The sequence below is a fragment of the Peptococcaceae bacterium 1198_IL3148 genome (genome assembly GCA_036763105.1).
Lineage (GTDB): Bacteria > Bacillota > Desulfotomaculia > Desulfotomaculales > Desulfohalotomaculaceae > JBAIYS01.
In genome coordinates this window covers 91,987-116,161 of the sequence record JBAIYS010000005.1, presented here as the reverse complement: position 1 = coordinate 116,161, position 24,175 = coordinate 91,987, and the positions used below count along the sequence as shown (strand labels likewise).

Here is a 24,175-nt window from a genome sequence, read left to right as displayed (position 1 = left end):
TTATATGGAATTTAATTCCAAAGGTGCCGATTGAATGTCTAAATTATCATGGCAGTGGGGTTTCACTCTGATCGGGGACCACTCTGAGTGCAAAATATCCTTTTGCACAAAACTGCCCGCTGGGTTGGAAGCATCAAGTATGGCGGCGTAGACAAATAGGTTGGTGGCGTCGCTCAACACTGCTTTAATTTCCAGATTCTGTACAGATTCTTCTAAAGGTATTTCGGCAAATCGGGCGCAAGAGGGTGGAATATCAGCTAGCATTACTTCTCTGTCACCGCCGGTGAACGGACAGTTATCGTCTAACTTGTGAATAATAAATGTTACACTCTGGGGGCGATTACTATAGTTAAGCGCTTTTAAATGCACTGTGGTCACCGACAGACCGTTGAAGTCCACAAATAATGGTCCAGTGGTTAATATATTATCGCGCACTGCATGGTTATCCAGTTGCTCCCTAATCCCCTTGAGACCATATTCAGGATTGGTAATGATGTCCTCAACTTTGCCAATTTCTTTGTTTATGTCCCCCAACACCATAGAAGAATGTTTGACCATATCCTCAAATTTAGAGTTAGCAATTATCTCTTCAATTCTTTCTATATCTTTCTTAAGCTCATTTAATAACAGAGCCGAGTTTTTTGAGGTATCTTCCAGTTCTTCCACTTTTTTAATTTCTTTTTTAATTTCGCCCAATACCATGGATGAGTGCTTGACAATATCTTCAAATTTAGGGTCTGCTACAATTTCTTCAATTCTCTGCACATCTTTTTTAATGTCGTTTAATAACAGCACTGAGTTTTTTGAGGTATCTTCCAGTTCTTCTACTTTTTTAATTTCTTTTTTAATTTCGCCCAATACCATGGATGAGTGCTTGACAATATCTTCAAATTTAGGGTCCGCTACAATTTCTTCAATTCTCTGCACATCTTTTTTAATGTCGTTTAATAACAGCACTGAGTTTTTTGAGGTATCTTCCAGTTCTTCTACCTTTTTAATTTCTTTTTTAATGTCCCCTAATACCATGGATGCGTGTTTGACAATATCTTCAAATTTGGGGTCAGCAACTATCTTTTCTACTTTCTTTACATCTTTTTTAATGTCAGTTAATAATAGCGCAGCGTTTTTTGAAGTATCCTCCAGCTCTTCCACTTTTTTAATTTCTTTTTTAATGTCCCCTAATACCATCGATGCGTGTTTGACCATATCCTCAAATTTGGGGTCAGCAACTATCTTCTCAACTTTCTTTACATCTTTTTTAATGTCATTTAGTATCAGTGCTGAATTTTTTACGGTATCACCAAATTTCGGGTCAGTGACCACATCCTCAATTCTGCGCACATCTTTTTTAATTTCATTAACTACCATGGCTGAATGTTTGACAACATCTTCAATATTTTCAATTTTATCTACAAAGTTTTTCATGTTTTTGGCACACTGAATAATTTCCCGCTTCAGCTCATGTTTAATTTGGTAGAGGCCATATTTAGATTTTTTATCAAGCAGATAATTGAATTTAAGTTCTAGCTTTTTAACATCTCTGGCTATGTTGGGAAGGCCGTGACAATACTTTTCATCAAGGATTTTATCCAGTAAAACAGCTATTTTTTTAAGAATTTGTAGGTCGTGATAACAGTCTCGATACTCATCTGCCCAGGGCGGCCCACCATCGTATCTCATAAAAGATCTCCTCCTGTTTCATCATGTGGGCGCTTTGTTAACAACCGCAGTGATGATCTTTGTCCTTCTTTTTATGGTCCTTATGTTCTTTGTGATCCTTAAAGTCTTTGAAGTCCTTATGATGTTTTTTCATATCGTCAATGATCCAATCCAGCTTACGTTCGATTTCTTTAATTTCTTTTTTAATCTCCTTCAATCCAAACTCGGGGTTATCTAACTTACATTCAATGTCAAAAACTTCACACTTGATTTCTTTTAGTCCAAACTTTTTATCGTTAACCTTGTCTTGAATATCCTGTACCTCTTTTTTGATTTCTTCTAAGCCAAACTTACGGTGCTTAACGATATCTTCGATCTCTTTAATTTCCTTTTTGATTTCACTTAAACCAACAGTGGGGCTAAGCACAATGTCCTCAATACCGGCCACTTCTCTTTTAATTTCCGGCAGGCCAAAGGTGGGGTTTAAAAGGATCTCAGATATACCTAGTTTAGGGAAGCGTACTTTTTTAATGTCCTCTTCAATGTCTTTAATTTCTTTTTTGATTTCTTTCAGGCCAAATTTCGGGTCGTTAATGGCATCTTCAATATCTTTGATTTCTTTTTTAATTTCTTTCAGGCCAAAGTCTTTGTCCGTTAGTAAAAATTTTATTCTGTCTATTTTGCCGAATTCTGATTTAATTAGCTTTTCCAGTTCGTGAATGCCTTTTTTGATTTCGTATAGCCCGAATTGTGATTTTTTGCTAAGCACATAGTTCATTTTGTGATCGAGCTCGCGAAGGCTTTTATTTATTTTAGGTAATCCACAGTCCAGTTTGTCATCCAGTATTGCGTTTAAATAATTGACCAATTTTTTTAGTAGTTCTATTTGTTTATGAAGCTGTTCGCTCAATTCATCGAATTCACATTTCCTTTTTTTGTCGTCATGATCACGCTCCACAAAAAAAACCTCCTTCATAAAATTCTAATGCTTTTACATTATATGGCTTGCTTTCCATGGGTGTTACAATAAGCAACTATAACTTTTATTTTCCTGTGATAAAAAGACTGGGACGGTCAATACTAAATTTGAAAAAATATCTTGGAGGTGCTGCATATGGCCAGTCGCACCAATTTTGGCGATCACTCAATGGGTGCATTTAGGTTAAAGGATATGCACGACGCGGATTATCCTGGCGGAGTTGTTGTTGATCCCACACCGATCACTGCCGGTGAAGAAATATGTGTTTTGTATAATGGGTTGTTAGCTAACAGTGGTGCCAAGGATATGTATTTGCATTATGGTTATGGTGATTCAACCAAATGGAATGCAGTGCAAGATGTGAAAATGGCTAAAACCGGCTATGGTTTTGTCAAGACCATCAGAGTGCCAGAGGTTGGCACCAGAATGAACTTCTGTTTCCACGACCCAGCTAATAATTGGGATAACAATAATGGTTTGAATTGGAGTTTTGAAGTTCATAACGGATAGCAAGCTTGCATATATTTTGGGGGTAGCACCCCCTTTTTTATTTTTGAATAATTTGCTGTATCTAGAAAATAATAGAGAAGAATGACGGCAGGAGGTTGAGGGATGCGTATTTTAATGTTGTCTTGGGAATACCCGCCTAAAAGTGTGGGCGGGCTGGCCCAGCATGTATATGACCTGACAAAGGCAATGGCCCAACAGCAGGCAGAAATTCATCTAATTACCATTGGTTCCCCAGGGGTGCCGGATTACCAACTTGTTGACGGTGTTCATGTTTATCGGGTAATTCCCTACCAAGTATCGTCACCGGACTTTATTACCTGGGTAATGCAACTTAACGTGGCAATTTTGGAAAAGTGTTTATCGTTAATTAAAGATCTGACCAAACCCTTTGACATTATCCATGCCCACGATTGGTTGGTGGCCTATGCCGCCCGGGCATTGAAACACGCTTTGAACGTTCCCCTAATTGCTACCATTCACGCCACAGAATATGGACGCAACAACGGGTTGCATAATGAATTGCAGCGCCACATTAGTGATATTGAATGGTGGCTTTGCTATGAAGCTTGGCGGGTTATTGTTTGTAGTAATTATATGCGGGGCGAGTTGCGGCATGTGTTTCAAGTACCTGAGGATAAGTTAATTGTCATCCCCAATGGTGTAGATGTAGAAAACTTTACAGTTAAAGAGACTAACGTTAACCGAGAAAATTACGCCGCTGCCAACGAAAAAATAGTCTTTTATGTGGGCAGGCTGGTGAGGGAAAAGGGCGTGCAGGTATTAATTGATGCCATTCCCAAAATATTGCACTATCATCCCAATACTAAATTTATTATCGCTGGCAAAGGGCCAAATGAAATTGCCCTTAAACGTCAAGCAAAGAAAATGGGGGTGGAGCAACACATTTACTTTACTGGCTATGTTAATGATAATACCCGCAACAACCTCTATCAACTGTCAGATGTGGCGGTTTTCCCCAGTTTATATGAACCCTTTGGCATTGTGGCGCTGGAAGGTATGGCAGCCCAAACCCCGGTGGTGGTTTCAGATACTGGTGGCTTAGGGGAAATCATTAACCATGGCATCAATGGCTTGAAAGCCTATGTGGGCAATGAAAACTCTTTGGCAGACAATATTTTACATATACTTCTGAATCCGGAATCGGCAAAAAGAATGAAAGAACAAGCATACCAGCAAGTGATGGCTAAATATAACTGGGGCAGCATTGCTAAACAAACACTGGCGTTGTATCAAGGGTTATTAAATCACACTGGTATGATGGAAAAAGTTTTAGCCGGGCAACAATTGATACAGGAGGGTTAACCTAATGAAAGGAATTATTATGGCCGGTGGTCAGGGTTCCCGTTTAAGACCACTGACCTGTAATCGTCCCAAACCAATGATGCCGGTGGTTAATAAGCCAATGATGGAGCACATCGTCAATCTTCTTAAAAAACACAATATTGATCAGATTGGTGTCACTCTCCAATATCTTCCTGATTCTATCCGTGATCACTTTGGCAATGGTTCTGAATTTGGTGTTAGCATGCGCTATTTTGTAGAAGAGGTGCCATTGGGTACCGCCGGCAGTGTCAAAAATGCTGGAAATTTTTTGGATGAAACCTTTATCGTGATCAGTGGTGATGCCCTGACAGATTTTGATTTAACTAAAGCGTTGGAGTTTCACCGGCAAAATAAATCGGTGGCCACCTTGGTGCTAGCAAAGGTCAATATGCCATTGGAATATGGTGTAGTAATTACCGAAAAGGATGGTAGAATTAGTCAATTTTTAGAAAAACCCAGTTGGGGGGAAGTTTTTAGCGACACCGTCAACACCGGTATTTACATTTTAGAACCTGAGGTTTTAGATTATTTTTCAATGGGAGAAAAATTTGATTTTAGTAAGGATTTGTTTCCCCTGTTGCTAAGGGACAACCGGCCAATGTATGGCATGGTACTTGACGGCTACTGGTGCGATATTGGCAATCTGCAACAGTACCTGCAGTCTCACTTGGATGTGCTGGATAAGCAGGTGCTGACAGCAATTCCCGGACGAGAAGTAAGCCCCGGGGTATGGATTGGTGACAGGGTAACAATTGATCCTTCGGCCAACATAAAGGGGCCGGTATTAATTGGGGATGGTTGTCAAATTGGCCCCCACGCCAGAATTGAACCCTATAGCATCCTGGGGGAAGGATGTATTTTGGAGACGGGTGTTTCTGTTAAAAGAAGTGTTTTATGTAATGGGGTTTATTTGGGGCCAAATAGTTCTATTAGAGGAGCGGTATTGGGCAATGGCGTTAAAGTGTATGCCAATGCCGCGGTTTATGAAGGGTCTGTTGTGGGGGACGACTCCACCATTAAAGAGCGGGGCTTGATTAAGCCCGATGTAAAATTATGGCCTAATAAGCTGGTGGAGGCAGGGGCCACGGTGCACAGAAATGTTGTTTGGGGCACCAACACGCCTAAAAATATTTTTGGCATTGATGGCATCACTGGTTTAGCCAATATTGAAATCAACCCGGAATTTGCCTCCCGCATTGGCAGTGCGTTGGGCTCTATGCTGGGCTCCAATGCCAATGTAACTTTATCTAGTGACAGTTATCCGGTGTGCCGAATGATAAAACAGTCTTTAGGCGCTGGTTTGCAGTCCATGGGGATTCAAGTACAGGATATTGGGTCGGTAATTACACCCATTCATCGCTATGCGGCGCGAAAACTGAATTGTGATGCCGGGGTGCATGTTAAAGTATCCCCCTGGAGACCAGATAAAGTGACGCTGGTGTTTATTAATTCCCGGGGGGGCAATTTGAATCGCAATGAAGAACGTAAAATTGAGAACAAATTGACCAAGGGCGATTACTGCCGGGCAGATTATACCAATATATTGTCCACCGCGTTGGTGCCCGGTGTGGCCGAAGCCTACATTGAAAGCCTAACTGATAATTTGGATATTAGGGCATTGCGCGGAGCAGCCTATCGGGTGGTGATGGCTTACGACTACAAAAATTTTGAACCCTACGTTTCCCGGTTGGCATTGAACGCTAATCTGATTGTAGAAAATATTGCTGAACATGCTGATGCCAAGCAACCCGCCAGTTGGCAGACATACCAAAGCCTACTGCCCAAATTGGGCCAGGCGGTAATTGACAAGCAGGCCGATGCCGGTGCCATTATCGACCCCAACGGCGATAACATGATTTTAGTTGATGAGCTGGGTCAGGCAATCCAAGAGGATATGTTGACCGCATTGCTGGCTTTGGTTGTTTTAAAGGAACGGGGCGGCCCAGTGGTGGTGCCGGTGACCGCACCGATGGCCATCGAGGATTTGGCCCAGCGTTACAACAGCACAGTGGTGCGCACCAAAACAGCCATACAAGATTTTATTGAACAGGTGATCATCCAAGATGATCAGCGGGGCCAAAACCTATCACAGTTTTTGCTCAACTTTGATGCCCTGGCGGGTTTGACCAAAGTGCTGGAATACTGTGCAAAAGAAAAACTTACTCTGTCAACGCTGGTAAAGGAGATTCCCACCTTCTTCGTCAACAAAAAGCAGGTTAAGGTATCCTGGGAGGCCAAGGGGAAGGTGATCCGCAAACTAATAGAACAAAAGCCCGGTCGGCTAGAATTGTTGGATGGTGTTAAGGTCTTTCATCCCGATGGCTGGGCACTGGTGTTGCCGGACCCCGAAGAGCCAATTTGCCGAGTTTACTGCGAAGGTAGCAGCATGGAAATAGCTGAAGAGTTAACGGATTTGTATATCGATAAAATCAATAAAATAGTGGGGGAATAGGCAATAAGGTCAAGACCTAGTGTTAAGCAAAGCACACTAGGTCTTGACTTTATTTAAGATTTACTGTCTTTTATTTTGGCAGATTGAGCTGCCAAGAAATACCAAATTTGTCCACCACCCAAGCAAACTTCTTGCTGAAATGATATTCGCCTAATTCCATCAGTACGCCTCCGGCTTTAGACAATTCCTCATAAAGTCGGTTAATTTCTTCTTCGCTATCACAGGTATAGTACATAGAAAAGGAAGGTGTAAATGTAAAGGCATGTTCCACATTACTATCTATACACATAAACTGTTGACCATTTAAGGAAAAGGTAGCCTGCATAACAGTCCCCTCATCTCCCACATCGTGGGCACCATAGCGAGTAATGCTGGTTATTTCTGAGTCATCAATTAAAGAAATGTAATAGTTCATTGCTTCTTCGGCGTTTCCTTTAAACATTAAAAATGGGGTAATTTTTGACATGTATGCAAACTCCTTTTTATTCAGTATTATAACAAATTCAGCTAACCTTTAACAATGAATAACGCTATGCGTTAAACATGAGGCATTGGGGGTCTGTGTGTTGTTATAGCATCTGCAAACATAATAAACAGCGGCCACTGCTTTGAATAATATTTATCTCATTTAGAAATAATATCCTTGATTAAAAAACAAGGAGGTAAGAGAAATGGCACTGGTACCCTATGAACCGCTTAGGCATTTAAGTAATATCAGAAGGGAGTTTGACCGATTGCTGTCGGATTTCCCTTCAGCCTTTGAAAATAGTAGTATTAGAGTGGATGTACATGAAACCGATACCGAAGTGGTGGCCACCTGTGATATTCCAGGATTGGAAAAGAAAGAGGATATCGACATTGATGTTATTGACAATAATCTACTAAGTATTAGTGCCTCTATCAGCAGAACCAGTGAAGTTAAAGAAGAAAATATGCACAGAAAAGAGCGTTATGTAGGTCATATTCAAAGGTCCATTTCGTTGCCAAGCCCGGTGGAGCATGAGGGGGTTAAGGCATCTTACAGAAATGGAGTATTGGAAGTAAGAATGCCCAAGATGGTGAAAGATAAAAAGCGGATAGACATTGATTTTAACTAGAAAAGTTGTAACCTTTTTTCTATGCCCTTCATAAAGTAACTAAAACCAAATTGTGGGGGTATTGGAAAATGGTTAATAATAATAACAATAACTACAATAACAACAATAATGACAGCCATGTTCACGATCATACCTGCGTTACCAGCTGTAACGATGGACACTGTCATATTTATCCTGGTATCACAGGACCTGCGATACCGTACGGAGATAGTCATTATCACGAAATAGTTGGTGGAACCACTTACCAAGACGGACATTATCACCGCTACAGAGCAACCACCAGTTTGGCTGTTAATTTGCCGGGCGGTTACCACAACCATTATGGTGATTTTGTTACAACCTATGACGACGGACACCGGCATGCCATTATGGGTTATACAAATGCAGTAAGAGTGGAAATGGATTAATTAAATTAATTAAATGAATAGCCCTGTTGAAGACACCCTTTGTGGTGTCTGGATTTTTTTACTGCACTTGTTATTAGTGAATATGACCTGTTATACTAAGAAAAATGAAAGGAGTTGAAATTTATGTTTAAAACATATAAAGCTGAGTCGGTATCTTGCGGGGAGGTAGCTGCAGAGTAAGCAGACTCTCCGACCTCCCCACCAGTTAAACCACAAATATATGGGAGGTTAAGGCAAGAATGACAAAGGCTAATTTATATCGGGTAGCACTGACTGACCGCTTTGAACAACAGGCCACTATGTATGAGGGATTATATCTGGGTAGAGTGGCGGTACAGCACAAAGATTTATACAAAGTGGTTACAGAAATCGGCGAAATCCAAGCTGAGATTTCGGGCAAACTGGGCTATATTGCCAGGGACAACTCAGATTACCCCGTGGTTGGTGACTGGGTGATGGTGGACCGCCGGGATGACAGTGGTGGCAATGCCATTATTCATCATATTTTGCATCGCAAAAGCGCTTTTGTACGGAAGGCAGCGGGTACATCCCATCAAAAACAAGTAGTGGCCGCCAACATTGATATTGTTTTTATTTGCATGTCGTTAAATAACAACTTTAATCTGCGTCGATTAGAAAGATACCTGGCCATTGCTTGGGACAGTATGGCCACCCCGGTGGTGGTGCTGACAAAATCAGACCTTTGTAATGATATACCAGTTAAACTTTCACAGGTGCAGGATGTAGCCATTGGGGTAGATGTACTGGTTACCAGCTGCAAAGGCGCTGATGGATATAAAACTTTATCCCAATATATTGGTAAAGGTAAAACCGCTGTATTCATTGGTTCCTCTGGTGTCGGCAAATCTACGCTGATCAACTGCCTGCTGGGTGAAGAAATACTTGCCACCAACGAAATCGGGGCGGACGATAAAGGCAGGCATACCACCACCCACAGACAGCTAATTGTACTGCCACAGGGGGGTGTCATCATCGACACTCCGGGGATGCGTGAATTGCAAATAGAAAGTGCTAATCTATCTAAATCCTTTGCTGATATCGATGACCTGGCGCAAAACTGTCGCTTTAACGACTGCACACATCAAAATGAGCCAGGCTGTGCAGTTAGAGAAGCAATTGCAAAGGGTATTCTCGCTGTTGATCGGCTGAATAGTTATAATAAGCTGCAGACTGAGATGAAATACCAAGAACTGAACTCACGTCAAGTTGAGCATGAAAAAATTAACAGAATGTTTGCCGGTATGGGTGGTATGAAACAGGCAAGAAAATTTTTAAAAGAAAAGAATAAGCGCAGATAGTACTAAAGGAAAGCGTAACCTCTAGTAAATGTGGTTACGCTTTCTGATTTTAAATTATACCCCTTCCCAACAAGTTGTTGGTTCATATATAATCTATAGCAACTGTAGGTGATAGTATGTTAAAGAAAATTGAACTGCAGCATGAACAAATTCCATCTTTTAATAAATATCCTTTTTCGATTCCTGCAATTAAAAATCTTCATCAATTAGAATTTAATAATCAAGTGACCTTTTTTGTTGGCGAAAATGGCACAGGCAAATCCACACTGTTAGAAGCAATTGCTGATCGATGCGGGTTTAATACAGCTGGTGGGGGACGGAATAACTATTATGATGTCCATGCCGCTGAATCAGCCCTTGGTGAATATGTTAGACTTTCGTGGTTGCCTAAATTGACGAAGGGCTTTTTTCTACGGGCGGAGACTTTTTATAATTTTGCTTCTCATATTGATACAGTGGGATACTATGATGCTTATGGTGGACGTTCCTTACATCAACAATCCCATGGAGAATCTTTTTTAGCGCTCTTTGCCAATCGGTTTAAGGGCAAAGCAATTTATTTATTGGACGAACCAGAGGCTGCATTATCACCTCAACGACAACTGGCTTTTCTAAGAATCTTACACAAGCTGGTTTTGTCCGGTGATAGTCAATTTATTATTGCTACACACTCTCCAATCCTTATGGGTTATCCCAACGCCACAATCTTTAGTTTTGATAATGGTACCATTAAAGAGATAGATTACGAGATGACAGACCATTATCAAATAACAAAATATTTTTTACAAAATAGAGAAAGTTTTTTGCAAAAAATTTTAGGTGATTAACCATACTTAGTCAACAGTAAGATCAACCAGATATCAAGTCCGGACTTGTTGACAGCACAGCGGTTGTTTAGTAAAATCAAACTGAGTTTAAACTAAAACAAAGTGAGGATTCCAATGAAGAAAGTGTTTTTTAACTAAACAAAATTCAATAGTTTCTAAAAAGTGTTCATCACCGCCGTAGGGGTAGTGTGTACTTTTTTAGAAATGATAGTTAAAAAACACTAACAGGAAAATTAAACGATAATTTTAAAGCTATTGTTTAGGTAGCTTTATAATATTGTATACCAACTGCAGTATAACACCTGGGTGTTTACTGCAGTTTTTGTTTTTTACACTATCATTTCTTTAACTTTTTTAATGATAAGGGGATGATATGATGAATCTACATTTTGATAATATAAGCAAAAGCTATAAAGGAAAGACGGTGCTAAAGAATATCAGCGGCAAAATTAATAGCGCCGATAAAATTGGTTTAGTGGGGGCAAACGGCATTGGTAAAACAACCTTGGCCGCAGTTTTAGCGAGGCGAGAGGTGTACGACGGGGGAAAAATCAGTTGTGTGCCAGACCATGGTAAAATTCTTTATGTTGAACAGTACCCAGTGTTTGACGCCGATGTAACAGTTTACCAGGAAATTTATCGGGTGGTGGCAGCCAGCCATAAACCAACCAAGGATGTTAAAGCTACCGTAACCAAGGCGCTGCACCGGATTAATTTAGCCGAGGAAAAATGGCAACAGCCAGCGCTCACCTTAAGTGGTGGTGAAAAAACCAAGCTGGCCCTCTGTCGGGCAATGGTCAGTGACTTTGATTTACTGATTCTTGATGAACCCACCAACCATTTGGATATTAACAGCTATCAGTGGTTGGAGGACTTTGTCACGGGTTTAAGCCAACCCCTATTGGTTATATCCCACGACCGCTACTTTCTGGATAATGTGGTTAATCAAATTTGGGAATTGACCGGCCACGGGTTAAGGGTTTACCCTGGCAATTACTCTGCTTTCAGAATGCAAAAGGAAATTGAGGAAGATAGCCTCACCCGCCAGTACAATAAGCAGCAAATGAAAATTCAACAACTGAAAGAAGTAATTAACCAGCGCAAAAATTGGTACAGCAGCGCCCATAAAGCGGCAGGGCAAAACGACTTTTATCGCTCCAAGGCCAAAAAACACGCCCATGTCCTGAAAGCAAAGGAACGGGAGCTGGCCCGGCTAGAAGAGAATAAAGTGGATAAACCGGTAAAGGCGGTTTCTCCGGCCTTTGAGATTATCAACAAAAATATAAATCACAACAAACTGCCCCAATATTTGCTCCAGGGAAAAAACGTCAGCAAATCCTTTGGTGATAAACCGGTGTTGCAACAGATATCCTTCGACATCAAGCGGGGTGATAAAATTGCCCTCATCGGTGCCAATGGTGCGGGCAAGACCACTTTACTGAAAATCATTTGTCAGCTGGACCAGCATTACAGTGGTCATGTCACCATTAACCCCTCGGTAAAAATTGGCTACTTTGCCCAACAACTGGATAACCTCAACCCCGGGGCCACCGTATTGGATGAGGCTTTAACCCAAGGGCCAACCGTGGCCGAGGCCAGACTACTTTTGGCCTGTTTGCTCTTTAGGGGAGACGATGTTTTTAAAAAGATAAATCAGCTCAGCATGGGGGAAAGGGGTCGGGTGGCCTTTGCCAAATTGATCTTATCCGGTGCCAATTTGCTGGTGTTAGATGAACCCACAAACTATATGGATATGCAATCCAAAGAAAAGGTGGAAGCGGTACTGGCCGATTTTAGCGGCAGCATGCTGTTTGTATCCCACGACCGCTACTTTATTCAAAGATTGGCCAATACTGTGCTGGTGATAGATAACCAAAGGTTACATCGCTACGACGGTGATTATCATTACTATTTAGCAAAAATGCAAGAACAACAGGCCAAAGCCAAAGTTGGTGCAGACTACCAACAGTTAACCGATACTGTCAGACAACTGGAAATTGAATTGGCCTTTCTGGGCGGTAAACTAAACGGAGTTTTAGATGAAGAAGAAAAGGCCAGCCTAAATGAAAGGTTTTTATCAACAGCCAAAGAACTAAATAAAGCTAAGCAACTGCTAAGCCGCCGATGATACAAAGCAACTGGGCTTGACTAAATTAGTGGCAGATTATAATATATTACTAGCAAAAAAATAATAAAGCGAAGCACAAAATGGGGAACACCACCGAAAGGGTGTTGCTTGTTTTGTGCTTTTTTTGTCCGAATTTAAAGGAGGGTAGCAAATGAAAGTAAATGGTACCATTATTTTGCTAGAACAAAGCCAAACATTATTGGCGTTTTTAGAAGCCCAAGGATTTGATATTAACACCATTGCCGTGGAACATAATGGCAAAATTACTCCCAGAGCTACCTACAAGGATGTGCTGCTACGGGATGAAGATACGTTAGAAATTGTGCAATTTGTGGGTGGGGGCTAATCTATGAAGTTAGAAGTTAATGGCAAACAGTTAGAGCTGGTTAGTGAGACAGCCTTTGCAGTGAGAAAGCAAATTGGTAATGAAACGGATATTGTAATTTTAAATGGTTTTCAAATTGAAGCTGACTGTCCATTAACAGAAAATGATATCTTAACCATCATCCCCAAAGGCACTATGCCTAAACAAGAAGAACTTGAGAGCATGATGATGGCTCGCCATACACCCAAAGTACATCAAAAGCTCAAAGCAGGCAAGGTAGCCATTGCTGGTTTAGGGGGTCTGGGGTCTAATATTGCCGTGATGTTGGCCAGAATTGGTGTGGGACAGTTACTGCTGGTGGATTTTGACATTGTGGAACCAAGTAACTTAAATCGGCAAAACTACAGTATCAGCCATCTAGGTCTACCCAAAACGCTGGCCCTAAAAAAACAACTGGAGGATATTAATCCCTTTATTAAAATTGAAACTCAGCAAGTAAAAGTGACCGCAGAAAATATTGTAGAACTTTTCCAGGGTTATGACATTATTTGCGAAGCCTTTGATAAACCTGAGGCTAAGTCAACGTTGGTGAACGAGGCCTTAACTAAGCTTAACGATATTAAAATAGTGTCTGCATCCGGCATGGCTGGTTATGACAGTGCTAATTTAATTAAGACAGCCAGACCAATGAAGCGTTTATATGTGTGTGGAGATAAGGAAAGTGCAGCCAGAGTAGGTAACGGCTTGATGGCACCCAGAGTACAAATTTGTGCTGGCCATCAGGCAAACATGGTGCTGCGATTATTAATCGGAATTGAAGAGGTATAAGAAAGGGTGCAAAAAATGAGTGACAAATTAATTATTGGCGGACATGAGTTTCAATCCAGATTTATCCTGGGGTCAGGTAAATTCTCGCTCAACTTTATCAAAGCAGTGATTGAAAAAGGCGGCGCTGAAATGGTGACCCTGGCCTTGCGGCGGGCCAATTTAGGGGGTCAAGAAAATATCTTGGATTACATCCCCAAAGGCATTACCTTATTGCCCAACACCTCCGGTGCCAGAAATGCCGAAGAAGCAGTGAGAATTGCCCGCTTGGCCAGAGAGATTGGCTGCGGCGATTTTATAAAACTGGAAGTAATTCGCGACACTAAATATTTATTGCCCGATAACTATGAAACCATCAAAGCCACAGAAATCCTAGCCAAGGAAGGATTTATTGTCATGCCCTATATGTATCCGGATTTAAATGTGGCCAGATCATTGGTAGATGCCGGTGCCGCTACAATAATGCCCTTAGGGGCTCCCATAGGCAGCAATAAGGGGTTGTGCACTAAAGATTTTATTAAAATTTTAGTGGATGAAATAGATTTACCCATCATAGTGGATGCCGGTATCGGTCGTCCATCCCAAGCCTGTGAAGCCATGGAAATGGGTGTTGATGCGGTGATGTGTAATACAGCCATTGCCACCGCCAATGATGTGGCTTTAATGGCCAAGGCCTTTAAACAAGCCATTGAAGCCGGTCGGGCAGCCTATTTAGCCGGACTGGGACGAGCGTTAAATTTTCAAGCCGAGGCATCCAGCCCTTTAACTGGTTTTTTGGAGGATTAATGATGAACAAAATAAATCACATGGAATACTTACCCGGTATGGATGTGGTAGACACGGACATTATGGACAAGGTATTGGCGTTAGTAAAAAAGTATGATTACCAGCAATATAATAGTGATGATGTCAAAAGAGCATTGACTAAAGATCATCTAACTATAGAAGATTACGCAGCCATACTATCGCCAGCTGCCTTGCCATATTTGGAAGCCATGGCCCGTAAAGCCACCAGCGAAACGCAAAAACACTTTGGCAATTCTGTTTACCTGTTTACTCCTTTGTATATCGCTAACTATTGTGAAAACCATTGTGTTTATTGCGGTTTTAACTGCCAAAATAAAATAAAACGTGGTGCCCTTTCATTTGCGGAAATTGAAGACGAGCTGCAAGCCATTTCGGCAACAGGTTTGAAAGAAATTTTAATTTTAACCGGAGAATCTCGCATTCGTTCCGATCTAGAATATATTGGTCAGGCAGTTAAATTGGCCAATAAATACTTTTCCACCGTGGGCATTGAAATCTATCCGTTAAATATTGATGAATATGCCATTTTAAAGGATTGTGGTGCAGATTTTGTTTCTGTTTACCAGGAAACCTATAACACCGATAAATATGAACAAGTGCATTTAAGGGGACCAAAAAGAATTTACCCCTATCGGTTTAATGCCCAAGAACGGGCTTTGCTTGGTGGCGTGCGGGGGGTTGCTTTTGGAGCGCTGCTGGGATTGGATGACTTCCGAAAGGATGCCTTTGCTGCCGGCTTGCATGCCTTTTTTATTCAACAAAAATATCCCCATGCGGAAATTTCGTTTTCTACTCCAAGGTTAAGACCCTATATCAATAACGTGGAAAATAATCCGAATGATGTCCATGAAACCCAACTGTTACAGGTGATGCTGGCTTACCGCTTGTTTATGCCCTTTGCCGGTATTACCATTTCCACCAGAGAGCGGGCTGGTTTTCGTGATCACGTAATCGGCATGGCAGCAACCAAAATCTCTGCCGGTGTCAGTGTTGGTGTTGGCGGACACAATGAAGAGGAAAAGGGAGACGAACAATTTGAAATTTCTGATCCCCGCAGTGTAGCCGAAGTTCACCAAATGATTGTTAGTAGAGGGTTGCAACCGGTTTATACAGATTATATAAGGGTTTAGGAGCAGTCGATGTTAATTTGCGTTACTAATCGAAAACTTTGCCCCGAAGATTTTTTAAATCGGCTTAATCTACTGGCCCAAGGCCATCCCAAGGCCATAATGCTAAGGGAAAAGGATTTAAGCTTAACGGAATATCAGGCCTTGGCCACTGAAGTAAAACAAATTTGTGACTTGCACCGGGTAACCCTGATTATCAATCAAAACGTTACCGTTGCCGCCCAACTTGAGCTGACCAATGTTCATTTGTCAATGTCTGACCTAAGACAATATCAAAATAAACTGGCTGAATTTGTTGTTGGCGCCTCTGTTCATTCGGTGGAGGAAGCTAAGGAAGCAGAAAAATTAGGTGCTAGCTATTTAGTGGCGGGACATATCTTTGCCACCCACTGCAAAAAAGGTATGCCACCCAGAGGGCTTTCCTTTCTTAGAGCGGTCTGTGATGCAGTTAGCATCCCGGTATATGCCATTGGCGGCATTACCCAAGATAAAGTGGCGAATATAATAAAGACTGGGGCAAAGGGCGTATGTGTGATGTCCGAAGCCATGACCTGTGCCAATCCAGTTGCCCTGACCAACAGTTTTCGGCGCTAAAGTTAGCGTCATATCTCGAGAAGACAAAGGGACAGGTCCCCTGTCTTCCCATTGCTTACGGATTGGTGATATTTTGCAGCAATATATGGCCAACATATAGCAACAAAATGAATGCAGAGGCAACAAAAATATTAACTGTAAAGAGCGTTTGTTTTCCAAACCAGGCAATTAATAAAAAAATGGTCATTACCCCGCTGCCGATAAATCCACCAAGCATAAACCTTTTAAGCTTATTTTGTGGATGTTCTTTTTCTGGTTTAAAAGCTGTTTTGCCAATGAAATTAACAATGGCAATGGCGACCATTAGAATAATGCAGTAGGACAGCAAACTACCGATTGTGACAGGCATTTGGAAATTCAAAGGCTGATCGGTAAGTAAGTTGCGTAATAAATCAATGGTGGTTTTTGAAAATACTACATTTATTGTTGCAAGAATGGCTGTGCATAACAGAAAGATATCCAGATAATCTAAGACCTGTTCTTTAATACTTTTTTGAGGAAGACTTGCAATCACCTCATCGCAAAATGATTTATAATCCTTACCGATAACTGTCTTGATATCGTCTCCCCGTGCCTGGGCGGACAAAACCATTTCTAATAAATCCTGCCGAATCATTTCTTGCTGGTATTCCGATATGTTGGCCACCCGCAGGTAGCAGACCATATCTGTCATTACTTTGCTGTTTTCATCGTTTAACTGTTTATCCAATTCATTATTACTTCGATTTAACAACTTGGTTTGGTTGCGCATTAGTTTCCACCCCATTATTAAACAATTGATTTACCGCAGTTTGCAGTTGTTGCCAGCTGGCCCAAAAAGCTTCTAAGTCCTGTTTCCCTTTGGAGGTAATGGAAAAATATTTACGCTTAGGCCCTAGAGAAGACTGACGATATTGTGCAGTAATAAATTGGTTTTTTTCCAGTCTAAGCAAAAGGGGATAAATGGTACCCTCGGCAATGTCACTAAAACCATATTTCTGCAATTGTTGGGAGATCTCATAACCATAAGTCTCTTTTTCGCTGATTATTTTTAGTATACAGCCCTCTAATATTCCCTTTAACATTTGTGACGGTATCAATAACGCCACCTCTTTCGCCACTACTATACAATACAATATACTGGCTATATTGTATTGCATAGTAGTGGTGCTGTCAAGATTGCAGGTAAGGAAACCCAAGAAAAAGAAGGATTTGGAAACTGAAAATAGTATTGTTAATAAAGGATTTAGATAACTACAACTGAAGCTTTTAAAGCTGTCCTAAAGGAGGTTGAAACAGTTAATGCAATGGATTATATCGATGCAGAAAGAGGTGACGGCATTGAAATTAAAACTGGTGCTAATAATGACTGTGCTTAGTTTGGTTATTTTGCTAACCCCAGCCGTCGCTCAAGCGGACGTCAGTGTGTTTGTCAATGAACAACCGGTTCATTTTGACGGACAACCAAAGGTTGACCAACGCGGCAATATAATGGTTCCTTTCAGGCCGGTATTTGCAGCAATGGGTGCAGAGGTTTGGTACAGCAATGCTGATGATACTGCCAATGCACAACAAGACGGATTGCATATTATATTACCCATCGGCGAGGCAAAGGCCATTGTAAATGGCGAAGAGATTCAATTAAATACCATCATTGATGTTATTAACGGCAATACAATGATACCGTTTTCGTTAATCACAGACACCATCAATTATGATGTTGTAACGAAGGAAGAATCTGGGGACTTGTTACTTTATCTAAATTACAAACCGCGGATAGTGGTCGGTTCGGATATATCTTACCCACCCTTTGAATTTATTGATGAAGATACCGGGGAATATGTTGGATTTGATATTGATTTAATCAATGCCATAGCTAAAGAAGCTGACCTTAACATAGAAATTAAAAACATTTCTTTTGACCAGCTAGTGCCGTCATTACGAAATAACACCATAGATGTCATTATTTCGGCCATGACCATCACTGAGCACCGTGAAAAGGTAATGAATTTTACTGAACCGTATTTTGAATCCGGTCTATGTATTGTTGTAAATTCTAACAACGATACTATTCAGGGTGTAACCCAGTTGGCAGGAAAAACAGTTGCTGTTATAGGCGGTACACTTGCCCAGTCCATTGCGGAACAAGAATTAGATGGCCATTTACGCTCGTTTGGTACGGTAAATGAGGCGTTGGCAGCTTTAAAAAGTAACCAAGTGGATGCCTTTATTGAAAATGATGTTTTTCAAATCAATAAAATTAATTTAACAGAAAATAATCTTGAGGTACTAGGAGAAAGATTAACTACCGAGAGTTTAGGAATTGCCGCTCGCCTTCACGATACTGAATTGCTGACAAAGCTTAACCAAGGGCTTAAAGAAATAAAGGAAAGCGGTGAGTATGCAGATATCTACAACAAGTGGTTAAATGCTGAAAATGCAAAATAGTATAAGATGTGTTGGCCAGCCAGGAAATATTAATTTATTTCTTGGCTATGTTTATTTGTGGCTAGGTTCAGTAGATGGACAATACCACCAAAGGAGGAAATAATTATCAAAGATTAAAGGATTAACACTATATTTGTTGAAATATTACATTAAATAACAATATCCAAACATAAGATGTATGCAGTAAGGTAGCATCAAGGGAAATTTAGGTTTTGTCGGTGTCTAAAAGGTTTGGTGTAAGCTAAGCCTCTAATATATTGCGGCCGCCGGTGGTGGATATTGGGAGATTGTATATGAATGAATTATTTATACTTATCAAAAATAATGAAGAATGGCTGATAAACCAGGTTCTCAATTACGCCATCAAGCATAATTATGTGAAGTATACATCTACATTAAGGGAAGCTTGGCGTAAGTCAATTGCCGATTTGTCCGAGCGAATATTAGCAGTGTTGCAGGACAATGATTTGGATTTAGAGCTAAATCCAGACACTGATTATACCCAGGATGCCATTGCCTCTTACGGTATTCAGCAAGTACAAAAGCACCGGGAGCGCGGAGTGGACACCGCGATGTTTCTTGGTCTATTCAAATACTACCGCCAGAGTTATATTGATCTTATACTAACGGCGGGTTTTGATCGGGAACCTGAAAATTATTATCGTTTATTAATCAATCGATTTTTTGATCGCATAGAGATTGGGTTATGTACCGAAGGGGTTAATGTACCCCAAAGTAAAGTAATTAGAGAATTGCAAGTTAATAGCCGGACTATGACCAATGAAAAAAATAAGTACTTAACTATTTATGAGAGCTTGCCCAATCCGGTTATCCTTTTGGATGAAAAAGGTCGTATAGACACCATGAACCACGCTGCAGCCGAACTGTTTTATCAAGATTACTGTACCCCTGGAGTAAGCTATTATGGTGATGAATCAGGCATGGGAACTTTACCTTGGCTCATTGATGAGTTAAGAGAATTTATAGAAATCGGTACTAAAGAATTAGATTTTGTCAAAAAACTGGATACTAAACGGGGAGCTCTTTATTTTAGAATTAAACTCAAACCAATGCTTGACATCAGTGAAAAGTTTATCGGTACTGTTGTGATGCTTAACAATATTACCAGTCGCAAAAAGGCGATGGACGAAATTAAACGCGTCAATGCGGAATTAAGGCAGATATTTAATACCGCGGCCAGTGCGATGCGTGTTATTGATAAAAATTTCAATTTGCTACGCATTAATAATACCTTTGCCAATTTGGCAGGTTTGCACCCCGAAGAGGCTGTGGGTAAAAAGTGTTATCAAACCCTTAAAAGTAGTTTTTGCGGCACTGCCCATTGCCCGTTGATCAGAATCATCAACGGTGAGGAAAAGGTGGAAGTTGATGTAGAAAAAGAACGTCATGACGGCGTAAAAATACCGTGCATAGTTACCGCTGCCCGTTTTTTAGCTCCCGATGGAGAGCTACTAGGCATTGTTGAGGATATTAGAGATATCAGCAAACGAAAAAGAATGGAGAAACAGCTGGAATATATCAGTTTTCACGATTCCCTAACTGGAATTTATAACCGTAGCTATTTTGAGCAGGAGATGCACTGTCTGGAAAAGGGGCACTGTGATCCGGTAGGAATTATTGTATGTGATGTGGATGGTTTAAAACTGGTTAACGATGCTTGGGGCCATGATGCCGGAGATGATTTGCTTACCACCGCTGCCAATGTAATAAAAAGGGCATCTCGCAAAGATGATATTGTTGCCCGAATTGGAGGCGACGAATTTGTGGTGCTAATGCCCAATAGTGATTATGATACGGTAAAAAATAGCTATGATGCAATAAAGGCTGCCATAGCAAGGTACAACGCCACTAATCCCAAATTACCTCTGAGTATATCCGTTGGGTTTGCCATTAAAAATGGGAATGCCATCAGTTTGAGCGACACATTTAAAAAAGCTGACCAAAATATGTACTGGGAAAAGGAAAACCATGGGAAAGAGGCCCGTGCAGTCATAAAAAAAATCATTAGAGATTTTGGTAATGATTAACTTATTTCATGCACACTACATTTTTGACACAAAAGGGAGAACCCACCAAGTGTTGTGGGTTCTCCCAATAATTATTCAAAACATCAATTAATTATCTAACAACAGTTGAATAAAGATTTCTACGAACATTTAACATACCTTCTTTTTCTAGGATACTTTCATCTAGCACAATCTTGCTGATATCATAAAGAAAGCCAGCTCCCTTTAATCTTCTTACTTCTGTTTCTGGCATTTTTATTGCTTGACCAATTTGTTGACAAATCTCACTAACTGTTAAAGAGTGATATTTTGCTCTGTCAATAATCCTTTCTATTTAGTTTCTATTTTGTGTTATAGTTTGTTTTCAGTAATTCAATGGCATTTTTCTCAGGAATAGGTTTGCTGAATAGATAACCCTGCATGATATCACAGTTGTTTTTTATCAGGTAATCTTTCTGAACCTCAACCTCTACACCTTCTGCTAGCACTGTAAGGCCAAGTTTATGGACCATAGATATGATATCACCAATTATTAATTTTTTTTGTTCCACAGCAGATATTTTGCTAACAAAATATTTATCAATTTTCGCAGTGTCTATATTTAGTTCTCCTAATCTAGAAAAAGATGAATAACCTGTTCCAAAATCATCAAGGGCAATAATTTCAAGTTTCTACAAAATAAGCTTATTATACATTTAGCCCTTTGACAACGTTTTACGACAAATTATATAAGAAAAATCGTGCCAAGGGATAGAATACCCGAAGCAGCTTTTTGCTTTCTTTAGCCATTCTTTTTTATAGTACAAATAAGTATATCCTTGACATAGTAATGTTATAGGCATATAATTAAACCAGCAATTTAGTAATTTACTAATTTAGTAATTCATTTGGAGGTTGAATAATGAAAATACCAACTACTTTAAAACACAAGCCAGTAATTGTATCTGACAACTATGAAAATGTTGACGGCAGATATGCATATAGTACCGATGCCAAAGGGCTGTCGTTGGGATTAGCCCAATGGAATGATCGGGGCAAGGTGGATATTTCGGCCAAGGTATGGAGGCATACCGGTGGGAAATGGTCTCGGCAGTCTGAGGAATTGCCACTGCACCGGGTGCTGGATTTGGCTATTCTTGTTTGCCGAGCCCAACAACATTTTAGAGAGGCTTATCGATATGAAAACCTATATGACCCAGAAAAGCCAGTTATTGATCGGGTGGGTTTACAGGGTGATGCCATGACGGTGGCGGTATGTACTGACAATGAAAGGATTAATGAAGATATCAAGTTATTTAACCAGGCCCTCAGTGATGATGGTGAACTACTGGGTGAACGCTTGCGTACATTATCAAGTATATTAAAAGAGATGGGGTATTAAGTGGTCAATGGACAGAAAAAAAGAACTGAAGTTGCAGTATAAAGAAATGAAGCCACCGATGGGCGTATTTATCATTCGTTCTAACTTCAGCAATAAATGTTATATCGAAGCAACTCAAGATTTAAAAAGCAAAATCAATAGTACTAAATTCAAATTAGGTGCTGGTAATCATCCTAATAAAGGGTTGCAAAAGGAATGGACAGAATATAGTGCCGAGAACTTTACCATTGAGATACTTGAAAACTTGGAATATGACAAAAAAGATGAAACCAAAACCGATTACAGCGAAGAGTTGGCTCTGTTACAAATGATTTGGGAAGAAAGATTGGTTAAAGAAAACATGGAGTTTTATAAGAAAAAATTATAGCCTGATCACAAAGAACCGTCTCAATGCTCTTTTTGAGCTACCGGACGGTTCTTGTTTTATCTTCAGTATATCAGGGCACCTTCAAATAGCAGTGCTCTTTGATACCTTTGCTTTGTTGGTGGCCGTTTGATAACCAGAAAACGCTATTGTCAGCAATGGCAATATCCACAAAAATATTGCAAAGGGTACATAATCGCTCACAGACACTCCTAAAATAGCGCTGCTCATAATGGCCATCATATTCCAAGGCACCATTGCAGCGTAAACCACGTGAGAATCTGCAATCACCCTAGACAATTGACTGACAGGAAACCGTTCTGCCCAAATGGGTTTAAGGTTTCTACCGCTGATCACTATGGGTAAGGCTTGATTACAAGCAATCAGATTTAGAATTACCCCAAAAATTGATGTGCGCAGCGTGGCTGACAACAAACTGGCAGACTTACCTAATATGTTTCTGATATAGGGTTCGATTACTCGCGTCTCTTCCAAAATACCATTGAAGGCGCCGGTGAGGACAATTAACACAACTAACTGAATCATATTTAATAAACCCTTATTATGTAATACGCTGATATTGGTACCATTAAAACCAAAAACCAAGTGACATAGCCACTGCCCGATGGCTATGTATTGATATATGCTGCCGATCAACAAGCTGGAGATAATGGACATTAAAAAAGCATTAATGGTTTTAAAACGCAAAACAATCCCAGCCATCAACAATACCGGGGGGATTAGTAAACTGAGGTGAAAGTTAAACCATTGATCAAAGGAGTAGTCTAACGTTACCCCTTTGGCCACGTCCCATTGTCCCATTAAATCCAAGGCTAGAAAAAACAAGGTGGATATCAGTAAAGCACCAATGGTGGTGGGCAATATTGCGTTGGCCTGCTTTTTTATACTCACCCCTGTGGCTGCCGCCACTAAATGGTTGGCACTGGATACCGGAGAAGTGCGATCTCCCACCACCGCCCCCGACACCAGTGCCCCTGCCAGCGCAGGGATAGAAACGTGCATTAAGGCACCGACACCAAATAGTGGAATACCAATGGCGCTTAAACTACCAAGACAAGTGCCCAACAGCATCGAAACAATAGCGGTAATGATGAATGAACCGGTTAAAAAGTAGGTTGGATTTATCCAATTAAGGCCCCAATGGATCATATAGGGGATGGTGCCACTGGCAGTCCAAGCGGGAATTAAGATGCCGATCAGCGTTAAAATATAGACAACCTCTTTCATTTGCACCACGCCAGATTTCATAGCCTTGATGATAGTAGCTTTATCGGTACCCATTTTGCTGGTCTGATAAATAAGTGTACTTAAGCCCAATAAAAAACCCACTGCCAGCGGCAGATGGTTTACATAAGCTAAAGTAAGGCCAATAATAGTGGCGCTAATTAATATAGTCAATTGCCATAGTGACAGCATGACATTCTACCTTCCTTATGTAGCCATATTCGTAAGCGATATAGATCAGTATACACCTATTTGACCAAGAACTAACATTAAATTTAGTACAACAGGAATTTATAATTATTGAAGAGAATATTTAAATTAAAAAAAGGGG

At 40.6% G+C, this 24,175-nt stretch carries 25 protein-coding genes; 17 read left to right on the top strand and 8 right to left on the bottom strand.

Annotated elements, in window-relative coordinates; genetic code table 11:
- Nucleotides 1-1,680: a hypothetical protein gene (locus tag V6C27_06740; protein MEG6616124.1), complete on the bottom strand. Its 1,680-nt coding sequence runs from the start codon at nucleotides 1,678-1,680 to the stop codon at nucleotides 1-3.
- A gap of 37 nt (nucleotides 1,681-1,717) precedes the next feature.
- The gene (locus V6C27_06735; protein MEG6616123.1) at nucleotides 1,718-2,617 is read right to left on the bottom strand and encodes a hypothetical protein; all 900 of its coding nucleotides are present in this window, start codon (nucleotides 2,615-2,617) and stop codon (nucleotides 1,718-1,720) included.
- 156 nt (nucleotides 2,618-2,773) lie between these two features.
- On the opposite strand from V6C27_06735, the gene V6C27_06730 reads away from it, so the two are divergent.
- From V6C27_06730 to V6C27_06720, 3 genes are all read left to right on the top strand, one after another.
- Nucleotides 2,774-3,148 carry a carbohydrate-binding protein gene (locus V6C27_06730; protein MEG6616122.1) on the top strand — a complete coding sequence of 125 codons (375 nt, stop codon included), beginning with the start codon at nucleotides 2,774-2,776 and terminating at the stop codon, nucleotides 3,146-3,148.
- Between the two features lie 102 nt (nucleotides 3,149-3,250).
- Complete coding sequence (locus tag V6C27_06725) at nucleotides 3,251-4,471, top strand: glycosyltransferase family 4 protein (protein ID MEG6616121.1); 1,221 nt, start codon at nucleotides 3,251-3,253, stop codon at nucleotides 4,469-4,471.
- 4 nt (nucleotides 4,472-4,475) lie between these two features.
- Nucleotides 4,476-6,944 carry a mannose-1-phosphate guanyltransferase gene (locus V6C27_06720; protein ID MEG6616120.1) on the top strand — a complete coding sequence of 823 codons (2,469 nt, stop codon included), beginning with the start codon at nucleotides 4,476-4,478 and terminating at the stop codon, nucleotides 6,942-6,944.
- A 70-nt stretch (nucleotides 6,945-7,014) separates the two neighbouring features.
- On the opposite strand, the gene V6C27_06715 is transcribed toward V6C27_06720, so the two are convergent.
- The gene (locus V6C27_06715; GenBank protein ID MEG6616119.1) at nucleotides 7,015-7,410 is read right to left on the bottom strand and encodes a VOC family protein; all 396 of its coding nucleotides are present in this window, start codon (nucleotides 7,408-7,410) and stop codon (nucleotides 7,015-7,017) included.
- A gap of 205 nt (nucleotides 7,411-7,615) precedes the next feature.
- Here V6C27_06715 and V6C27_06710 point away from each other — a divergent pair, with 205 nt between their 5' ends.
- The 10 genes from V6C27_06710 to V6C27_06665 all read left to right on the top strand — a co-directional run bounded on the left by V6C27_06710 (nucleotide 7,616) and on the right by V6C27_06665 (nucleotide 16,400).
- Nucleotides 7,616-8,041, top strand: coding sequence for an Hsp20/alpha crystallin family protein (locus tag V6C27_06710; GenBank protein MEG6616118.1), 426 nt, complete (start codon nucleotides 7,616-7,618; stop codon nucleotides 8,039-8,041).
- Nucleotides 8,042-8,109: 68 nt separating this feature from the next.
- A complete protein-coding gene (locus V6C27_06705; GenBank protein ID MEG6616117.1) occupies nucleotides 8,110-8,448 on the top strand; it encodes a YmaF family protein in 339 nt (112 codons plus the stop codon).
- Nucleotides 8,449-8,687: 239 nt separating this feature from the next.
- Nucleotides 8,688-9,767, top strand: coding sequence for a ribosome small subunit-dependent GTPase A (gene rsgA / locus V6C27_06700; protein ID MEG6616116.1), 1,080 nt, complete (start codon nucleotides 8,688-8,690; stop codon nucleotides 9,765-9,767).
- Nucleotides 9,768-9,883: 116 nt separating this feature from the next.
- Nucleotides 9,884-10,594 carry an AAA family ATPase gene (locus tag V6C27_06695; protein MEG6616115.1) on the top strand — a complete coding sequence of 237 codons (711 nt, stop codon included), beginning with the start codon at nucleotides 9,884-9,886 and terminating at the stop codon, nucleotides 10,592-10,594.
- A gap of 376 nt (nucleotides 10,595-10,970) precedes the next feature.
- On the top strand, nucleotides 10,971-12,722 hold the full coding sequence (abc-f, locus tag V6C27_06690; GenBank protein ID MEG6616114.1) for an ABC-F type ribosomal protection protein: 1,752 nt from the start codon (nucleotides 10,971-10,973) through the stop codon (nucleotides 12,720-12,722).
- Nucleotides 12,723-12,873: 151 nt separating this feature from the next.
- Nucleotides 12,874-13,068, top strand: a complete 195-nt coding sequence (thiS, locus tag V6C27_06685; protein ID MEG6616113.1) for a sulfur carrier protein ThiS — start codon at nucleotides 12,874-12,876, stop codon at nucleotides 13,066-13,068.
- Nucleotides 13,069-13,071: 3 nt separating this feature from the next.
- On the top strand, nucleotides 13,072-13,875 hold the full coding sequence (gene thiF, locus V6C27_06680) for a sulfur carrier protein ThiS adenylyltransferase ThiF (GenBank protein ID MEG6616112.1): 804 nt from the start codon (nucleotides 13,072-13,074) through the stop codon (nucleotides 13,873-13,875).
- A gap of 15 nt (nucleotides 13,876-13,890) precedes the next feature.
- Nucleotides 13,891-14,658, top strand: a complete 768-nt coding sequence (locus V6C27_06675; protein MEG6616111.1) for a thiazole synthase — start codon at nucleotides 13,891-13,893, stop codon at nucleotides 14,656-14,658.
- On the top strand, nucleotides 14,658-15,809 hold the full coding sequence (thiH, locus tag V6C27_06670; GenBank protein MEG6616110.1) for a 2-iminoacetate synthase ThiH: 1,152 nt from the start codon (nucleotides 14,658-14,660) through the stop codon (nucleotides 15,807-15,809). The genes V6C27_06675 and thiH overlap by 1 nt, the downstream gene beginning before the upstream one ends.
- A gap of 9 nt (nucleotides 15,810-15,818) precedes the next feature.
- Nucleotides 15,819-16,400 (top strand): thiamine phosphate synthase, encoded by a 582-nt coding sequence (locus tag V6C27_06665; protein ID MEG6616109.1) that lies wholly within the window; start codon nucleotides 15,819-15,821, stop codon nucleotides 16,398-16,400.
- Nucleotides 16,401-16,455: 55 nt separating this feature from the next.
- Here the strand turns inward: V6C27_06665 and V6C27_06660 are convergent, their stop codons facing one another.
- Both V6C27_06660 and V6C27_06655 read right to left on the bottom strand, forming a co-directional pair.
- Nucleotides 16,456-17,151 (bottom strand): hypothetical protein, encoded by a 696-nt coding sequence (locus V6C27_06660; GenBank protein MEG6616108.1) that lies wholly within the window; start codon nucleotides 17,149-17,151, stop codon nucleotides 16,456-16,458.
- Nucleotides 17,117-17,479: a PadR family transcriptional regulator gene (locus V6C27_06655; protein MEG6616107.1), complete on the bottom strand. Its 363-nt coding sequence runs from the start codon at nucleotides 17,477-17,479 to the stop codon at nucleotides 17,117-17,119. Before V6C27_06655 ends, V6C27_06660 begins: the two co-directional genes overlap by 35 nt.
- Nucleotides 17,480-17,681: 202 nt before the next feature.
- Here V6C27_06655 and V6C27_06650 point away from each other — a divergent pair, with 202 nt between their 5' ends.
- Nucleotides 17,682-18,827: a transporter substrate-binding domain-containing protein gene (locus tag V6C27_06650; protein MEG6616106.1), complete on the top strand. Its 1,146-nt coding sequence runs from the start codon at nucleotides 17,682-17,684 to the stop codon at nucleotides 18,825-18,827.
- Between the two features lie 293 nt (nucleotides 18,828-19,120).
- Nucleotides 19,121-20,875 carry a sensor domain-containing diguanylate cyclase gene (locus tag V6C27_06645; GenBank protein ID MEG6616105.1) on the top strand — a complete coding sequence of 585 codons (1,755 nt, stop codon included), beginning with the start codon at nucleotides 19,121-19,123 and terminating at the stop codon, nucleotides 20,873-20,875.
- A 91-nt stretch (nucleotides 20,876-20,966) separates the two neighbouring features.
- On the opposite strand, the gene V6C27_06640 is transcribed toward V6C27_06645, so the two are convergent.
- Nucleotides 20,967-21,107, bottom strand: coding sequence for a hypothetical protein (locus tag V6C27_06640; GenBank protein ID MEG6616104.1), 141 nt, complete (start codon nucleotides 21,105-21,107; stop codon nucleotides 20,967-20,969).
- 88 nt (nucleotides 21,108-21,195) lie between these two features.
- Nucleotides 21,196-21,513, bottom strand: a complete 318-nt coding sequence (locus V6C27_06635; protein ID MEG6616103.1) for an EAL domain-containing protein — start codon at nucleotides 21,511-21,513, stop codon at nucleotides 21,196-21,198.
- A 242-nt stretch (nucleotides 21,514-21,755) separates the two neighbouring features.
- Between V6C27_06635 and V6C27_06630 the strand changes: the two genes are divergently transcribed.
- Nucleotides 21,756-22,235, top strand: coding sequence for a DUF6530 family protein (locus V6C27_06630; protein ID MEG6616102.1), 480 nt, complete (start codon nucleotides 21,756-21,758; stop codon nucleotides 22,233-22,235).
- A gap of 7 nt (nucleotides 22,236-22,242) precedes the next feature.
- Complete coding sequence (locus tag V6C27_06625) at nucleotides 22,243-22,602, top strand: GIY-YIG nuclease family protein (GenBank protein ID MEG6616101.1); 360 nt, start codon at nucleotides 22,243-22,245, stop codon at nucleotides 22,600-22,602.
- A gap of 81 nt (nucleotides 22,603-22,683) precedes the next feature.
- Here V6C27_06625 and V6C27_06620 read toward each other — a convergent pair whose 3' ends face one another.
- Complete coding sequence (locus tag V6C27_06620; protein ID MEG6616100.1) at nucleotides 22,684-24,036, bottom strand: Na+/H+ antiporter NhaC family protein; 1,353 nt, start codon at nucleotides 24,034-24,036, stop codon at nucleotides 22,684-22,686.
- Nucleotides 24,037-24,175: the final 139 nt, after the last annotated feature.

Bases quoted from the DNA above. Each gene is read 5' to 3' on its own strand.
- rsgA (MEG6616116.1), top strand. From the start codon at position 8,688: ATGACAAAGGCTAATTTATATCGGGTAGCACTGACTGACCGCTTTGAA.
- V6C27_06650 (MEG6616106.1), top strand. From the start codon at position 17,682: ATGCAATGGATTATATCGATGCAGAAAGAGGTGACGGCATTGAAATTA.
- V6C27_06660 (MEG6616108.1), bottom strand. From the start codon at position 17,151: ATGCGCAACCAAACCAAGTTGTTAAATCGAAGTAATAATGAATTGGAT.
- V6C27_06640 (MEG6616104.1), bottom strand. From the start codon at position 21,107: ATGCCAGAAACAGAAGTAAGAAGATTAAAGGGAGCTGGCTTTCTTTAT.
- V6C27_06675 (MEG6616111.1), top strand. From the start codon at position 13,891: ATGAGTGACAAATTAATTATTGGCGGACATGAGTTTCAATCCAGATTT.
- V6C27_06705 (MEG6616117.1), top strand. From the start codon at position 8,110: ATGGTTAATAATAATAACAATAACTACAATAACAACAATAATGACAGC.
- V6C27_06665 (MEG6616109.1), top strand. From the start codon at position 15,819: ATGTTAATTTGCGTTACTAATCGAAAACTTTGCCCCGAAGATTTTTTA.
- V6C27_06645 (MEG6616105.1), top strand. From the start codon at position 19,121: ATGAATGAATTATTTATACTTATCAAAAATAATGAAGAATGGCTGATA.
- V6C27_06625 (MEG6616101.1), top strand. From the start codon at position 22,243: ATGGACAGAAAAAAAGAACTGAAGTTGCAGTATAAAGAAATGAAGCCA.
- thiH (MEG6616110.1), top strand. From the start codon at position 14,658: ATGATGAACAAAATAAATCACATGGAATACTTACCCGGTATGGATGTG.
- V6C27_06695 (MEG6616115.1), top strand. From the start codon at position 9,884: ATGTTAAAGAAAATTGAACTGCAGCATGAACAAATTCCATCTTTTAAT.
- V6C27_06725 (MEG6616121.1), top strand. From the start codon at position 3,251: ATGCGTATTTTAATGTTGTCTTGGGAATACCCGCCTAAAAGTGTGGGC.
- V6C27_06720 (MEG6616120.1), top strand. From the start codon at position 4,476: ATGAAAGGAATTATTATGGCCGGTGGTCAGGGTTCCCGTTTAAGACCA.
- V6C27_06730 (MEG6616122.1), top strand. From the start codon at position 2,774: ATGGCCAGTCGCACCAATTTTGGCGATCACTCAATGGGTGCATTTAGG.
- abc-f (MEG6616114.1), top strand. From the start codon at position 10,971: ATGAATCTACATTTTGATAATATAAGCAAAAGCTATAAAGGAAAGACG.
- V6C27_06740 (MEG6616124.1), bottom strand. From the start codon at position 1,680: ATGAGATACGATGGTGGGCCGCCCTGGGCAGATGAGTATCGAGACTGT.
- V6C27_06715 (MEG6616119.1), bottom strand. From the start codon at position 7,410: ATGTCAAAAATTACCCCATTTTTAATGTTTAAAGGAAACGCCGAAGAA.
- V6C27_06620 (MEG6616100.1), bottom strand. From the start codon at position 24,036: ATGCTGTCACTATGGCAATTGACTATATTAATTAGCGCCACTATTATT.
- V6C27_06630 (MEG6616102.1), top strand. From the start codon at position 21,756: ATGAAAATACCAACTACTTTAAAACACAAGCCAGTAATTGTATCTGAC.
- thiF (MEG6616112.1), top strand. From the start codon at position 13,072: ATGAAGTTAGAAGTTAATGGCAAACAGTTAGAGCTGGTTAGTGAGACA.
- thiS (MEG6616113.1), top strand. From the start codon at position 12,874: ATGAAAGTAAATGGTACCATTATTTTGCTAGAACAAAGCCAAACATTA.
- V6C27_06710 (MEG6616118.1), top strand. From the start codon at position 7,616: ATGGCACTGGTACCCTATGAACCGCTTAGGCATTTAAGTAATATCAGA.